This window comes from Tsukamurella sp. TY48, assembly GCF_019656655.1.
Taxonomy (GTDB): domain Bacteria; phylum Actinomycetota; class Actinomycetes; order Mycobacteriales; family Mycobacteriaceae; genus Tsukamurella; species Tsukamurella strandjordii.
On sequence record NZ_BPMV01000002.1, the window covers coordinates 367,871 to 382,271 of the forward strand.

Here is a 14,401-nt window from a genome sequence, read left to right on the forward strand (position 1 = left end):
CGGCGCCCGGCTGGGCCTGACGATCGGGCGCCTCGATCTCAGGACTGCGCGCGCCCCAGGAGCAGATCGCCGTCGAAACAGGTGTGCGTGCCGGTGTGGCAGGCGGGGCCGGTCTGCCGGACGGTGAGCAGCACGGTGTCGCCGTCGCAGTCGAGCCGTACGTCGAGGACCTCCTGGATGTGCCCGGAGGTCTCCCCCTTGGCCCACAGCTGCTGGCGCGAGCGCGAGTAGTAGGTGCCGCGGCGGGTGGCCAGCGTGAGCGCGAGGGCCTCGTCGTTCATCCACGCCATCATGAGCACATCGCCCGTGCCCTCCTCCTGAGCGATGGCCGCGACCAGGCCGTCGGCGTTGCGCTTGAGGCGGGCGGCGATCGCCGGGGCGAGCCCCGAATCCGCTGGGGTGTCGGGTCCGGTCATCGGCGCACCACCAGTCCGTGCGCGGCCATCTCGTCCTTGACCTGGCCGATGGTCATATCGCCGAAGTGGAAGACGCTGGCCGCGAGCACGGCGTCGGCTCCCGATTCGACGGCGGGCGCGAAGTGCTCGACCGCCCCTGCGCCGCCGGAGGCGATCACCGGCACGCGGACCGCGGCGCGGGCGGCGGCGATCATGCGCAGGTCGAATCCGGCCTTCGTTCCGTCGGCGTCCATCGAGTTCAGCAGGATCTCCCCCACACCGAGTTCCTCGCCGCGGCGGGCCCATTCGATGGCATCGAGGCCGGTGCCCTTACGGCCGCCGTGCGTCGTGACCTCCCAGCCCGACCGGGTCGGCTCGTCGCCGTCCGGCACGGTGCGGGCGTCGACCGAGAGCACGATGCACTGGCTGCCGAACCGGTTGCTCAGTTCCCGCAGCAGCTCGGGCCGGTTGATCGCGGCGGTGTTCACCGAGACCTTGTCGGCGCCGGCGCGCAGCAGCGTGTCGACGTCGTCGACGGAGCGCACTCCCCCGCCCACGGTGAGCGGGATGAAGACCTGTTCGGCGGTGCGGCGCACCACCTCCAGCATGGTGCCGCGGCCGGAGCTGGAGGCGGTGACGTCGAGGAAGGTCAACTCGTCGGCGCCCTGCGCGTCGTACGCCGCGGCGAGTTCAACGGGATCGCCCGCATCGCGCAGGTTCTGGAAGTTGACGCCCTTGACCACGCGCCCGTCGTCGACGTCCAGGCACGGGATCACGCGTACGGCCACCGTCATCGGCTCCGCCTCCTTCGAATGTGGTTCGTACCGGGGTCAGTAGCTCAGCACGCCGGGGTGGCCCGGTTCGCCCCGGAAGTCCGACGGTGCGCCCACCGACCGGACGATGTCGAGCAGTTCGTCGTACACGCCGGGTCCGCCGGCGAGCACCGAATCGGAGGCCGTGTGCCACTCGGCACCGGCGAGATCGGTGACGCGGCCACCACCGGCGATCACCAGTGCGGCGCCGGCGGCGTTGTCCCACGGGTGATGTCCGAAGACGACGGCTCCGCCGAAGACACCCGTGGCGGTGTATGCGAGGTCCACTCCGGTGGAACCGAACTGGCGCACGCGCGCCACCCGCCGCGAGACCTCGCCGAGGATCGCGAAGCGGTAGTCGCCCGGGAAGTGCCCGTTGCTCCCACGGCTAAAGCTGCCGACGGCGATCATCGAATCGACGAGCGACTTGTGGGCGAGCGGAGGGACCGCGACACCCCGGTTGTGCACCTGCCCGGCGACGTGCCCGGAGATCGAGTCGCCGACGAGTGGGAACCAGGCGAGTCCGGCGACGGGACGGCCGTCGTGGACCAGTCCCAGCAGCGTGCCGGTCGCGGGGAATCCCGCCGAGTAGTTGAACGTGCCGTCGATCGGATCGAGGATCCACACCGTGCCCTCGTCCACCGGCGGTCCGCCGAACTCCTCGCCGTGCACGGGGATTCCGGTGGCGTCGGCGATCTCGCCGGTGATGCGGCGTTCGAGTTCGAGATCGAGATCGGTGGCGAAGTCCGCCGGACCCTTGGTGACCGATGCGGGAGCACCGACACCTTCGATGAACCGCGGGGAGATCCCGTCGAGGACGGCCCCCGCGGCAGCGAGCAGGCGGTCGGGGTCACCGGTGAATCCGGTGGGGAGGGCCGCCACTAGCGGGACACCGCCGCCAGCGCCTCGGGCAGGGTGAATCGCCCCGCGTACAAGGCCTTGCCGACGATCGCGCTGTCCACACCGCGGTCGACGAGGGTGGCGATCGCCTCGAGGTCCGCGAGGGCGGAGATGCCGCCGGAGGCGACGATCGGTGCCGGGGTCGCCTCGGCCACGGCGGCCAACAGGTCGAGGTTCGGCCCGGTGAGGGTGCCGTCCTTGGAGACGTCCGTGACCACGTACCGCGAGCAGCCGTCCCGGTCGAGGCGGGCGAGCACCTCCCACAGATCGCCGCCGTCGGTGACCCAGCCGCGGCCGCGCAGCCGCCACTGGCCGTCGATCTGCTTGACGTCCAGGCCGACGGCGATCTTGTCGCCGTGCTCGGCGATCGCGCGGGCGCACCACTCGGGGTTCTCGATCGCGGCGGTGCCCAGGTTCACCCGGGCGCAACCGGTGGCGAGCGCGGCCGCCAGCGAGTCGTCGTCCCGGATGCCGCCGGACAGCTCGACCTTGACGTCGAGTTCGCCGATCACACCGGCCAGCAGTTCGCGATTGGAGCCCTTACCGAAGGCGGCGTCGAGGTCCACCAGGTGGACCCACTGCGCACCGTCGTTCTGCCAGGCGAGGGCGGCGTCGCGCGGGGACCCGTAGGAGGTCTCGCTGCCGGCCTCCCCCTGGACCAGGCGCACGGCCTGACCGTCGGCGACATCGACTGCGGGAAGTAGTACCAAGCTCACGGGGACAGCCTAGTCGGTGCGGTCACGCGGTTATTCGTCGTCCTCGTCGTGCCGGTCGGTGACCGGCGACCCCTCCGCCGCCCGCCGGACCATGCGAGTGGACACGAGGCCCATCGCGGCGACGGCACCCACCAGTCCGGCGCCGACGATGAGCAGGCTCACCGCCGGGCTCGGGCGGAGCACGTTGAGCAGGAGGGTCGCGAGGCCGAGGACGACGACGGCGGAGCCCATCGAGAACAGGGCGAGGCGGCCGATCGACAAATCCCGCTTGCCGGTCATAGCACGCCGACCCAGTTGCGCAGCAGGGTCGCTCCGGCGTCCCCGCTCTTCTCGGGGTGGAACTGCGTGGCCCACAGCGGGCCGTTCTCGACGGCGGCCACGAAGCGTCCGCCGTGATCGGCCCAGGTGACCTTGGGGGCGGCGATGTGGTGGCTGATGTCCAGCTCCCACTTCTGCACCGCGTAGGAGTGGACGAAGTAGAAGCGGGTGTCGGCGTCGGTTCCGGCGAACAGCCGAGAGCCCTCCGGGGCCTCGACGGTGTTCCAGCCCATGTGCGGCACGACGTCGGCCTGGAGCCGCTCGACGGTGCCCGGCCACTCCCCGCAGCCCTCGGTCTCCACGCCGAACTCGATGCCCTTGTCGAACAGGATCTGCATACCCACGCAGATGCCCATCACCGGACGGCCACCGGCGAGCCGTTCGCCGATGATCCGGTCGCCGTGGACCGCCTTGAGCCCGGCCATGCACGCCTCGTAGGCACCGACGCCCGGCACCAGGAGACCGTCCGCCTCCACCGCGATCTTCGGGTCGGCGGTCACCGTGACCTCGGCCCCGGCCCGCTCCATCGCGCGGTGCGCGGACCGGATGTTGCCGGAGCCGTAGTCGAGGATCGCCACCTTCTTCATGGCCACCAGCCTAATCGGCGCCCGTCGCGGATCCGATCGGAGTATCGGCACGCGCCGTGGCGGAGCCCTCGTCCGGGTGGCGTCAGGGCAGGAGGATGAACTTCCCGACCGGGTGCGCGGCCTTGAGGTCGGTGTGCGCCCGGCCGGCCTCGGCCAGCGGGTAGGTCCTCGCGACGACGTTGTGGATCGACCCGGCCGCCGCGAGGTCGAGGAGCTCGCCACGCGCCTCGTCGCGGATGCGCGCGCTGTCGGGATCCGTGCCACCGATCGCCCGGAAGCCGTCCGCCTCGGCCCGCGCGAACGCGGCGATCGTGACGATGCGGCTGCGGTCGGCGACCAGTTCGAGGGAGACGTCGACGGCCTCGTCAGTCCCGACGGTGTCGATCGCGACGTCGACTCCGTTCGGTGCCGCCGCCCGGATCCGGTCAGCGAGGCCGTCTCCGTACGCCACGGGGATCGCGCCGAGCCCGCGGAGGAAGTCGTGGTTCTGTTCGCGCGCCGTGCCGATCACGGTGGCACCCCGGAGCCGGGCCAGTTGGACGGCGAGGAAACCGACGCCGCCGGCCGCGCCGTGGATCACGACGGTGTCGCCCTCGTGCACAGCGGTTCTCAGCAGGGCGTCGTACGCGGTGGCACCGGTGAGGAGCAGGCCCGCCGCGTCCTCCCAGCCCAGCTCGACCGGCTTGGGGAGCACGGCACCGGCGGGCTCGATCGCCGCGCTGGCGTAGGTTCCGGTGCCTCGGTAGACCACCACCTCGTCGCCGACGGCGATCGGTCCGCGCGGTCCCACCGCGTCCGCGCCGACCGCGGTCACGATCCCCGCGCCCTCACTGCCGAGGTGCAGCGGGAGGCTCGCCGGGTCGGTACCGAACAGCCCGCCGTACTGCTTGTACTCGATCGGATTGACCCCGATGGCCCGGAACTCGATGAGCACCTCGCCCGCACCGGGGGCGGGCAGCTCCTCGTCGATCACGGTGAGGACCTCAGGTCCTCCGAACTGCTGTGCCACCACTGCTTTCGCCATGTCGGTGATAACCGGCGGGGCCGGATGATGATTCCCTTCGGCTCACGTGGAGCGCAATCCGCCGATCAGGATTCGCGGGCGCCGATCAGTGCGTCCGAGATGATCCCCGTGGCGCGCTTGAGGGCGGGCACGGCACGGTCGACGAAGTCGTCGCCGAGCCGGGGCACCGGACCGGAGATGCCGACGGCCATCGGCGTGGGCGCGCCGGGAACCGCCATCGCGTAGCACCGCACACCGAGTTCCTGCTCCTCGTCGTCGATCGCGAAGCCCTGGCTGCGCACCTTTTCGACTTCGGCGAAGACGCCGGAGAGCGTGCTCACGCTGTTCGGGGTGGGGGCGGGGATCCCGGCCTGCGAGACCAGCTTGACCACGCGTGCGTCGTCGAGCTCGGCGAGTACCGCTTTGCCCACGCCGCTGTTGTGCAGGTTCACCCGCCGGCCCGCCTCGTTGTTGGTGCGCATGTTGTGGGGCGAGAGCACCTGGCCGGTGTAGATCACCATGTCGCCGTCGAGCACGGCGAGGCTCGCGGTCTCCTCCAACTCGTCGACCAGCGATTCCAGCACCGGCACGGCCACCGCACCCAGCTGCCGATTGGCGACCTCACCGAGGCGGATGAGACGCGGTCCCAGCGCGTAGCGGCGATTGGGGAGCTGGCGGACGTAGCCGATGCCGACGAGGGTGCGCAGCAGTCGGTGGATCGTGGGCGGTGGCAGCGGCGTCCCGGCGGACAGTTCGCTGAGCGAGCACTCACCGCCCGCGCGCCCCATCAATTCCAGTAGTTCGAAGGCGCGCTCCACCGATTGCACGCCCGACGTGGACTTCGCCACCATCGCCCCTCCTCCGCAGCCGATGCCGATCATTCGTTCCGAGAAGACACTACGCGCAATCGCACACCAAATCGTTCCATAATACGGAATCAATGCCGAACTCGCGCGCATCTCAGTGGTTGTGCGGTGGCACACGCAGCACGTAAAGTCCGCACTACGGAATTGTTCTTCCATTGCTTTCTCGATCCGGAGGCCGCATGCCCGCACACTCCCTGTCCGACGCCGTCCTCGCGGCCGTCGACGAGCGCCTCGCTGAGACGGACGCGGCGCTGGCCCGCGACTACCCGGGCGACGACGGCCGGCGTCAGCCGGTGCACACCGTCTACCTGCCGGCGGATCGCTTCGCCGTTCACACGCCCCACCATTGGGGCGCCACGGCGCTCAGCGCTGCAGACGCGGCGGGCGGACTCGAGCAGCTGATCACCGACGCGGACATCGCGACCACCTCCGCGGAGACGCTGGCCGGGCTCGTGCGCGCCAAGCTGACGGCCGAGCCCATCGAAGACCTGAGGCTGGACTTCGAGGACGGGTACGGCGACCGCGGCGACGATGTGGAGGACGCCGATGTCACGCGGGCGGCGCAGGCTGTCGTCCACGCCCTCGCCGAGGGCACCGCGCCACCGTTCATCGGAATCCGGTTCAAGTGCATGGAGGCGGCAACCCGCGCTCGCGGCATCCGCACCCTCGACCTGTTCCTCACCGGCCTCCTCGACGGCGGCGACCTTCCCGCGGGACTGACCCTCACCCTCCCGAAGGTCACCAGCGTGGGGCAGGTGGAGGCGATGGTCGTGGTCGCGGAGCAGTTGGAGGCCGCGCTCGGCCTGCCGCCCGGCCGGCTCCGGTTCGAGGTCCAGGTGGAGACGCCGCAGGCGATCCTCGGTACCGACGGCACCGCGCCCGTCGCCCGGTTCATCCACGCCGGCGACGGCCGGGTCAGTTCCCTGCACTACGGGACCTACGACTACTCGGCGTCGCTCGGCATCGCCGCGGCGTACCAGGCGATGGACCATCCGGCCGCCGACCACGCCAAGAACGTGATGCAGGTGGCGGTGGCCGGCACCGGCGTCCATCTGTCCGACGGATCGACCAACATCCTGCCCGTGGGCGCACCGGACCACGTGGCGCAGGCCTGGCGGCTGCACGCACGACTGGTTCGCCGGCACCTCGAGCGCGGCATCTACCAGGGATGGGACCTGCACCCGGCGCAGCTCGTGACGCGCTTCGCCGCCACCTATTCGTTCTACCGCGAGGGTTTCGCGCTCGCCGCGACCCGGCTGCGGAACTATGTGCACCGCACCGACTCCGGTTTCCTCGACGAGCCCGCGACCGCGCGCGCGCTCGCCTCGTTCATCGACCGCGGCCGCGTGTGCGGCGCCCTCACCACCGCCGAGGTCGAGGCGGCGACGCAGATCCCCGTCGAGACCCTGCGCGCGATCGCGCTGAACCGCTCGCCCCAGCCCCAGGAGGAGAACCATGAGTGACGCCACGTACTACGCCCCGCAGGGCGGACTGCCCCCGCAGACCGATCTGCTCACCGACCGCGCCATCGTCACCGAGGCGTACACCGTGATCCCGCGCGGCGTGATGAGCGACATCGTGACCTCGGTGCTGCCCGAATGGACGAACACCCGCTCCTGGATCATCAACCGTCCCGTGGCGGGCGGAGCGACCACCTTCGCGCAGCTCATCGTGGAGGTCGGTCCCGACGGCGGCGCCGACCGCCCGGAGCCGCAGCCCGAGGTCGAGGGTTTCGTCTTCGTCACCCAGGGCACGCTGACGGTGACCGTCGGCGGCGAGCGGCACGTGCTCACCGAGGGCGGTTTCGCGTACGCCCCCGCCGGAACGGACTGGAGCGCGACCAACGACGGCGATGCCAACGCCGTCTTCGTCTGGATCCGCAAGCGCTACGAGCCGATCGCCGGGCACACGCCGAAGCCCGTCGCGGGCAACGAGAAGGACATCGAGCCCAGCGCGATGCCGGGCACCGACGGCCGGTGGCGCACCACCCGCATGCTCGATCCGACCGACCTCGCGTACGACATGCACTGCAACGTGGTCACCTTCGAGCCCGGCGCGTCGATCCCGTTCGCGGAGACGCACGTGATGGAGCACGGCCTGTACATGCTGGAGGGCAAGGCCGTGTACCACCTCAACGGAGACTGGGTGGAGGTGCAGGCGGGCGACTACCTCTCGCTGCGCGCCTTCTGTCCGCAGGCCTGCTACGCGGGCGGCCCGTCGAACTTCCGGTACCTGCTGTACAAGGACGTCAACCGGCAGATCGCGCTGTAGGCGAGGCCCGGCCGCCGCGCCCGGTTACGGGCGTGGGGCCAGGATCTGGGTGAGGTAGTCGGGGGTGCCCTCGATCCGCTGCAGGTGCGGGTAACGCAGTCCGTCGTGGTAATCGATCTCGACGGTCCGCGTCTGGTCGAAATCCTTCACCTGCAGCCGGATCGGGGCGGGGTTGGTCTTGGCCGCCTCGATCGCGGTCTGCATCGTGGCCTGGGAGTAGGCGGCGTCGTTGACCGACAGCACCGTCATCCCGGTACCGACCTTGGCCTTGAAGGCGGGGCCGTTCCACCGGACATCGGTCACCTTGCCGGTCGCCGAGACGTTGAGACCGATCGAGTAGGTGTAGTTGACTGCGCCCTGCGCCTCCTTCATCTGCGCGGCGAGGTAATCGCCCGGGTTGTTGTCGTACACCAGCTTCCACCCGGTCTTCTCGACGCTCGCCGCGAAGGGCTCCTTGCCGTCGAGACGATCGCGCAGGTACTTCGCCCAGTCGTCGGCGACCACACCGTTCAGCGCCGCGACCACCTTGTCGAAGTCGTAGGTGTTCTGCTTCTCCCAGGTGCCGTTGTCGACGCCGAAGAAGGCGCGCGCGAAGTCGTCGAGCGACTTGGTGTTGCCCGACAGCTCGCGGATCCGTGCGTCCACGCCCAGCCACACGAGTTGCCCACCCTGGTAGTAGTCCTCGCTCAGCTGCCACGAGCGGTAGGGCTTCGCGCGGCGCTGCGCGATGATCGGATCGTTCGTGGTGTCCTGCAGGTTCCGCCAGCTCAGGCCCGGGCGGCCGTCGGTGTACGTGGCGACCACCGATGCCAGAGCGTCGCGGGAGACCTCGGCGGGCCGCAGTCCCGACCGACCGGTGAGCACGTTGCCCCAGTACTGGGTCTGCCCCTCGTACACCCACATGAGACTGTCCTGCATCGGGGTGTTGAAGTCCGGCGTCCACAGATCGGCGGGGCGCCGGAACTTCCCGTTCCACGAGTGGGTGTACTCGTGGCCCAGCAGATCGTCACTGCCGAGCGCGGGGTTCCAGCCGGTGAAGTAGTCGGTGGGCTGACCGTTCTCGCTGGACCGCTGGTGCTCCAATCCGTTGGAGCTGAGCTGATCCGACAGCGACAGCAGGAAGTCGTAGTGGTTGTAGTGCTCGGAACCGTAGAGCTTGACGGCCTGCTGCACCAGCGCCTTGTGCTGCTCGATGTGCTCGGGCTTGGCGTCGAGCTGTTCCGGGGCGTCCGCGAAGACCTGCAGCCGCACGGGGGTCTTCGCCCCCGGCGCCAGATCGATCTCGCGATGGAAGCGACCCGCGTACACCGGCGAATCGACGAGGGTGTCGAGCGGCACGGTCTGGTAATCGACGGTGTCGCCACGCTTGCCGGCGACGTCCAGCGCCGTTCCCGGCGTGAATCCCGGCGGATAGGTCACGCTCGCGGTGAAGGGGATCTCACTCGCGGGCCGTCCCGCCGGGTACAACAGCACCGCGTTCCACTGCAGGTTCAGCATGTTCGGCGTCATCACCACGCGACCCTGGGTGGAGTCGGTGGGGGTGAGGTACTGGAAGGCCGCATCGAGGGAGTCCACGCCCTCGGGCACCGTGACCTTGAACGCGTACACGTTGAGCGGGTCACGCTTCCAGTCCAGCCGCTTCCCGCCGCCGGAGAAGGTGATACCCGCGATCTTGTCGATCGGGCCGGCCGGCGAATGGTTGCCCGGAAGCCACTGCGGGAACAGCAGGGTCACCTCGCCCGAGCGGACCGGGATCGTCTGCTTCACGTCGATGATGCGCTGCGGCAGATTGGTGACGTCGACCGCCACCGAGATGGGCTTCTGTTCTCCCCCACCGTCTCCGCCCCGATCGGGCGTACCGCAGGACAGCACTCCCGCGAGGAGGACGACCACCATCGCGACGACACTGACAGGACGAATCTTGGACACCGGCACTCCCGACTCCCGCAGACAATTTCGTTGATCCTACGAAACAGCCACGGAGCCCGCCACCGGAACGGGTCGTGTTACCCAGTGATGGGCCAGCCGGTCACCGTCTTCGGACGGGGTGGTGCGTAGGTGCGCACCTTGGAGGTGGTCAGCCCCATCCGGACCAGACCCTCCGCGATGGTCACGGCGGCCCGCACTCCGTCGACGATCGGGACTCCCGTTGCGGCCGAGACCTTCTCCTCCAGCTCGGCCATACCGCCGCAGCCCAGGCAGATGACCTCGGCGTGATCGCGCTCCACGGCCTCGCGAGCCTGGGCCACGATCGCCTCGACTGCGCGCTCGGGTTCGGATTCCAGTTCCAGCACGCCGAGTCCCGATGCCCGCACCGAAGCGCACCGGGAGTCGAGCCCGGCCAGCTTGAGGCGGTCCTCGATGAGCGGGACCGTCCGGTCGAGCGTGGTGACCACGGAGTACTTGTGTCCCAGGTACATCGCCGTGGACGCGGCGGCCTCGGTGATGTCGACCACCGGGACGTCCAGGAGCTCCTGCAGCCCTTCCCGCCCGTGCTCGCCGTACCCGGCCTGGATGACTGCGTCGTAGGGCTCGGGGTACCGCGTCACGGCGTCCATCACGGCGATCGCCGCGAGGTACGACTCGAAGTTCCCCTCGCAGGAATCGGCACCGAATCGCGGGGTGAGACCGACGATCTCGGTGCCCGGCGCGGCTGCGGATCGCGCCGATTCGGCGATCGCCGCGGTCATCGACGCGGTGGTGTTGACGTTGGCGACGAGGATGCGCATGGGTCCGATTCTCCTAGTGCTTGCTGGGGACGGCGATCTGCTCGCCGGAGACGTCCACGAACGGGCCCGTGCGATCGGCGACCAGCAGGTACACGATCGCACCGAGGCCGGCGCCGATGAACCAGGAGTAGTTCGAGACCACGTGGAAGGCCGGGACGAAGGCCATCAGGAGGGCGATGCCGGCGGTCGGGAGCAGCGCGAGGACCGCGCGAGAGTTCACGCCACGCTGGTAGTAGTACGGCGCATCGGGAAGATCGCAGTACAGGTCCGGCACGTTCACCCTGGACTTGCGGATGAGCCAGTAGTCCGCCATGACGATGCCGAACAGCGGGCCCAGGAGCGCTCCCAGGCCGCCGAGGAAGTAGGTGATCACGGCGGGCGAGTTGTACAGGTTCCACGGCAGGATGATCAGGCCGAGGACGCCGGAGACCAGTCCCGCACGGCGGAAGTCGAGCACCGTGGGGAACAGGTTCGACAGCGCGTAGATGGGGGCGACGAAGTTCGCCATGAGGTTCACGGCCACGGTGAGGACGAGGAGCGCCAGGCAGGCCAGCACCAGCAGGAAGGTGTTGGGCACCGTCTTGACGATGTCGGCGGGCGATTCGATCACCTGTCCGTTGATCTTGAACTGCGCCCCGGCGAGTGTCACCACGATCGCGCCGAACAGCAGCATGTTCAGCGGGATACCCCAGAAGTTGCCGCGCACGATGGCCTTCTTCGAGGTGGCGTTGCGGGTGAAGTCGCAGAAGTTCAGGACGAAGGTGCCGTAGATCGCGACCCACAGGCTGGCGCCACCCACGATCTGGAGCCACATGTCGAGGCCGGTCTTGGTCTCGGGCGTGGTCCACGCGATGGAATAGCCGGCCTTGGTGAACATCCAGATCGCCAGTGCCGCCATGGTGATCAGGATGACCGGCCCGGCGAAGGCCTCGTACTTGCGGATCATCTCCATGCCGTAGCTGACGATCACCAGCTGCACGGCCCACAGCACCAGGAAGGCGATCCATCCGAGCGTCGACAGGCCGAGGATGCCGTTCTGGTCGAGCGAATCGGCGCTCGGCCACACCGCGACGATCATGATCCGCAGCACCACCGAGGCCAAGTAGGTCTGGATGCCGAACCAGGCGATCGCGACGATGCCACGGATCAGCGCGGGGATCTGGGCTCCGCGGATGCCGAAGGAGATGCGGCTCATGACCGGGAACGGGATACCCGTCTTCTCCCCCATGAATCCCGAGAGGTTCAGGAGCAGGAACAGGAAGACACCGCCCAACAGCAGGGCGAGGAGGATCTGCCATCCACCCAGTCCGAGCGCGAACAGTCCGATCGCGAAGGCGTAGTTGCCCAGGCTGTGCACGTCGTTGGCCCAGAGCGTGAAGATGTTGTAGGCGCCCCAGGTGCGGCCGGCGCGCTTGGTGGGTGCGAGATCGCGGTTGTACAGGCCGGAGCTGAGGCGGTTGAGCGCGTCCACGTCCGGGACGTGGTCGACGGTGTCCGTTCCGCCCAGGCGGATCGGGTCGGCCTCGGCGGCGCGCTGCGCGGGTGCGGGGTTGTCAGTCATGCTGGACCTTCGTTCGGTACTCAGGATCGCTCGCCCGGGTTGGATACTTCCGCCCTACGGAATCGCTATTCCACCTGTGCGGACAAGTAAGGCCCATTCAGTCGGCCCGTGTCAAGCCCCATGTCGCATGACGGAATATGATCGTCACACGACGGAAACCCGAGGCTTGACGAGTGTCGCAGGTCACACCTAGTCTTCTCGCTGGACGAGCGCAGGATTCCGCAGGACAGAACAGTTGAAGGAGCCCCTGCATGAGCACGGACACCCCCGAATTCGACCTGGTGGTGCGCGGCCGCCGGATCATCACGACCGCGGGCGTGGTCGCCCGCGAGATCGGCATCCGCGAGGGCCGGGTGGTCGCCATGGAGCCGCTGGGCAACGGCCTCGTCGGCCGCGAGACCATCGAGCTCACCGACGATCAGGTGATGATCCCCGGGCTCGTCGATACGCATGTGCACGTCAACGAGCCCGGCCGCACCGATTGGGAAGGGTTCGAGTCGGCGACGAAGGCGGCCGCCGCGGGCGGCGTCACCACCCTGGTGGACATGCCGCTCAACTCCATCCCGCCCACCGTCGACCGCGAGGCGCTGCGGCACAAGCGTGAGGTGGCCGGCCCCAAGGCGTACATCGACGTGGGCTTCTGGGGCGGTGCCGTGCCCGGCAACAAGGACCAGCTGCGCGGCTTGCACGACGACGGCGTGTTCGGCTTCAAATGCTTCCTGCTGCACTCCGGTGTCGACGAGTTCCCGCACCTCACGGCAGACGAGATGGAGGAGGACATGGCCGAACTGGCCACGTTCGACTCCCTGATGATCGTGCACGCCGAGGACTCGCGCGCCATCGATCACGCGCCCTCGGCTGAGGGCGCCGAGTACTCCCGCTTCCTCGCCTCCCGCCCGCGCGGCGCGGAGAACGTGGCGATCGCCGAGGTCATCGAGCGTGCCCGCTGGACCGGAGCGCGGGCACACATCCTGCACCTCTCGTCGTCGGACGCGCTGCCGATGATCGCCTCGGCGCGGCGCGACGGCGTGAAGCTCACGGTCGAGACCTGCCCCCACTACCTCACGCTGCTGGCCGAGGAGATCCCCAACGGCGCCACGGCGTTCAAGTGCTGCCCGCCTATTCGCGAGGCGTCGAACCGGGAACTGCTCTGGCAGGGCCTGCTCGACGGAACCATCGACTGCATCGTCTCCGACCACTCCCCCTCGACCATCGATCTCAAGGACGTGGAGAACGGCGACTTCGGCGTGGCCTGGGGCGGCGTCGCCTCGTTGCAACTGGGCCTGCAGCTCATCTGGACCGAGGCCAAGAAGCGCGGGATCTCCCTCGAGCAGGTCCTCGAGTGGATGTCGGCGAATCCGGCGAAGCTGGCAGGGATGACCCGCAAGGGACGCATCGCGCTGGGCTTCGACGCCGATTTCGCGATCTTCGAACCCGAGGCCGCGCAGGTGGTGGACGTGCACCGACTGCACCACAAGAACGCCATCTCGCCCTACGACGGCCGGGCCCTCGCGGGTGTCGTCACCGGCACCTGGCTGCGCGGGCAGCGGGTCGACTTCGAGACCCCGCACGGCACCCTGCTGCGCCGCGGCGAGGCCTGAGCCACGGGCGGCCTTCGGCCGAGGGTTAGAGCGAGCCCTTGGTCGAAGGGACCCCGCTGACCCGAGGGTCCGGCTCCACGGCCGCCCGCAGCGCCCGGGCCACGGCCTTGAACTCCGCCTCCGTGATGTGGTGCGGGTCCCGGCCGTAGAGCACGCGCACGTGCAGTGCGATCCGGGCGTTCATGGCGAGCGATTCGAAGACGTGCCGGTTGATCACCGTGGAGTACGGGACACCCGGGTAGCCACCGATCACGGAGTGCACGAGGTAGTCCGGTTCCCCGGTGTGCACGGCGTAGGGCCGTCCGGAGACGTCCACCGAGGCGTGCGCGAGGGTCTCGTCCATGGGGATGAAGCTGTCGCCGAAACGTCGGATCCCGCGCTTGTCGCCGAGCGCCTGCCCCAGGGCCTGCCCCAGCACGATGGCGGTGTCCTCCACGGTGTGGTGCGCGTCGATCTCCACATCGCCTTTGGCGTGCACCGTGAGATCGAAGCTGCCGTGCTGCCCGAAGGCCGTCAGCATGTGGTCGTAGAAGGCCACGCCGGTGTCGATGTCGGTGCTGCCGGAGCCGTCGAGGTTCAGCTCGACGACGATCGAGGACTCCCTGGTGGTGCGCTCGACACGTGCGATGCGGTCGGTCATCT

At 69.2% G+C, this 14,401-nt stretch carries 15 protein-coding genes; 3 read left to right on the forward strand and 12 right to left on the reverse strand.

Going from position 1 to position 14,401, the window contains the following annotated elements; all coding sequences use genetic code 11:
- Positions 1 to 38: 38 nt before the first annotated feature.
- The 8 genes from hisI to TTY48_RS17590 form a co-directional block, all read right to left on the reverse strand.
- Complete coding sequence (gene hisI / locus TTY48_RS17555) at positions 39 to 416, reverse strand: phosphoribosyl-AMP cyclohydrolase (protein ID WP_220658938.1); 378 nt, start codon at positions 414 to 416, stop codon at positions 39 to 41.
- Positions 413 to 1,189, reverse strand: coding sequence for an imidazole glycerol phosphate synthase subunit HisF (gene hisF / locus TTY48_RS17560; RefSeq protein WP_220658939.1), 777 nt, complete (start codon positions 1,187 to 1,189; stop codon positions 413 to 415). The genes hisI and hisF overlap by 4 nt, the downstream gene beginning before the upstream one ends.
- Before the next feature lie 36 nt (positions 1,190 to 1,225).
- Positions 1,226 to 2,089: an inositol monophosphatase gene (locus TTY48_RS17565; RefSeq protein ID WP_220658940.1), complete on the reverse strand. Its 864-nt coding sequence runs from the start codon at positions 2,087 to 2,089 to the stop codon at positions 1,226 to 1,228.
- The gene (priA, locus tag TTY48_RS17570; protein ID WP_220658941.1) at positions 2,089 to 2,823 is read right to left on the reverse strand and encodes a bifunctional 1-(5-phosphoribosyl)-5-((5-phosphoribosylamino)methylideneamino)imidazole-4-carboxamide isomerase/phosphoribosylanthranilate isomerase PriA; all 735 of its coding nucleotides are present in this window, start codon (positions 2,821 to 2,823) and stop codon (positions 2,089 to 2,091) included. The genes TTY48_RS17565 and priA overlap by 1 nt, the downstream gene beginning before the upstream one ends.
- Before the next feature lie 30 nt (positions 2,824 to 2,853).
- A complete protein-coding gene (locus TTY48_RS17575; protein ID WP_220658942.1) occupies positions 2,854 to 3,102 on the reverse strand; it encodes a hypothetical protein in 249 nt (82 codons plus the stop codon).
- Positions 3,099 to 3,728, reverse strand: a complete 630-nt coding sequence (gene hisH, locus TTY48_RS17580) for an imidazole glycerol phosphate synthase subunit HisH (protein ID WP_374758720.1) — start codon at positions 3,726 to 3,728, stop codon at positions 3,099 to 3,101. Before hisH ends, TTY48_RS17575 begins: the two co-directional genes overlap by 4 nt.
- A gap of 82 nt (positions 3,729 to 3,810) precedes the next feature.
- Positions 3,811 to 4,752 (reverse strand): NADP-dependent oxidoreductase, encoded by a 942-nt coding sequence (locus TTY48_RS17585; protein WP_220658944.1) that lies wholly within the window; start codon positions 4,750 to 4,752, stop codon positions 3,811 to 3,813.
- 65 nt (positions 4,753 to 4,817) lie between these two features.
- Positions 4,818 to 5,582, reverse strand: a complete 765-nt coding sequence (locus TTY48_RS17590) for an IclR family transcriptional regulator (protein ID WP_220658945.1) — start codon at positions 5,580 to 5,582, stop codon at positions 4,818 to 4,820.
- A 194-nt stretch (positions 5,583 to 5,776) separates the two neighbouring features.
- Here TTY48_RS17590 and TTY48_RS17595 point away from each other — a divergent pair, with 194 nt between their 5' ends.
- Both TTY48_RS17595 and TTY48_RS17600 read left to right on the forward strand, forming a co-directional pair.
- A complete protein-coding gene (locus TTY48_RS17595; protein ID WP_220658946.1) occupies positions 5,777 to 7,060 on the forward strand; it encodes a DUF6986 family protein in 1,284 nt (427 codons plus the stop codon).
- Entirely contained in the window at positions 7,053 to 7,868 is an 816-nt protein-coding gene (locus tag TTY48_RS17600) for a bifunctional allantoicase/(S)-ureidoglycine aminohydrolase (RefSeq protein WP_220658947.1), read from the forward strand. Before TTY48_RS17595 ends, TTY48_RS17600 begins: the two co-directional genes overlap by 8 nt.
- A gap of 24 nt (positions 7,869 to 7,892) precedes the next feature.
- Here the strand turns inward: TTY48_RS17600 and TTY48_RS17605 are convergent, their stop codons facing one another.
- The 3 genes from TTY48_RS17605 to TTY48_RS17615 all read right to left on the reverse strand — a co-directional run bounded on the left by TTY48_RS17605 (position 7,893) and on the right by TTY48_RS17615 (position 12,158).
- Positions 7,893 to 9,764, reverse strand: coding sequence for a M61 family metallopeptidase (locus tag TTY48_RS17605; RefSeq protein WP_255585803.1), 1,872 nt, complete (start codon positions 9,762 to 9,764; stop codon positions 7,893 to 7,895).
- 110 nt (positions 9,765 to 9,874) lie between these two features.
- A complete protein-coding gene (locus TTY48_RS17610) occupies positions 9,875 to 10,597 on the reverse strand; it encodes an aspartate/glutamate racemase family protein (RefSeq protein ID WP_220658949.1) in 723 nt (240 codons plus the stop codon).
- Between the two features lie 13 nt (positions 10,598 to 10,610).
- The gene (locus TTY48_RS17615) at positions 10,611 to 12,158 is read right to left on the reverse strand and encodes an NCS1 family nucleobase:cation symporter-1 (RefSeq protein WP_220658950.1); all 1,548 of its coding nucleotides are present in this window, start codon (positions 12,156 to 12,158) and stop codon (positions 10,611 to 10,613) included.
- 251 nt (positions 12,159 to 12,409) lie between these two features.
- On the opposite strand from TTY48_RS17615, the gene allB reads away from it, so the two are divergent.
- Positions 12,410 to 13,759, forward strand: coding sequence for an allantoinase AllB (allB, locus tag TTY48_RS17620; RefSeq protein WP_220658951.1), 1,350 nt, complete (start codon positions 12,410 to 12,412; stop codon positions 13,757 to 13,759).
- 25 nt (positions 13,760 to 13,784) lie between these two features.
- Here the strand turns inward: allB and hisB are convergent, their stop codons facing one another.
- The gene (hisB, locus tag TTY48_RS17625; protein WP_220658952.1) at positions 13,785 to 14,399 is read right to left on the reverse strand and encodes an imidazoleglycerol-phosphate dehydratase HisB; all 615 of its coding nucleotides are present in this window, start codon (positions 14,397 to 14,399) and stop codon (positions 13,785 to 13,787) included.
- Positions 14,400 to 14,401: the final 2 nt, after the last annotated feature.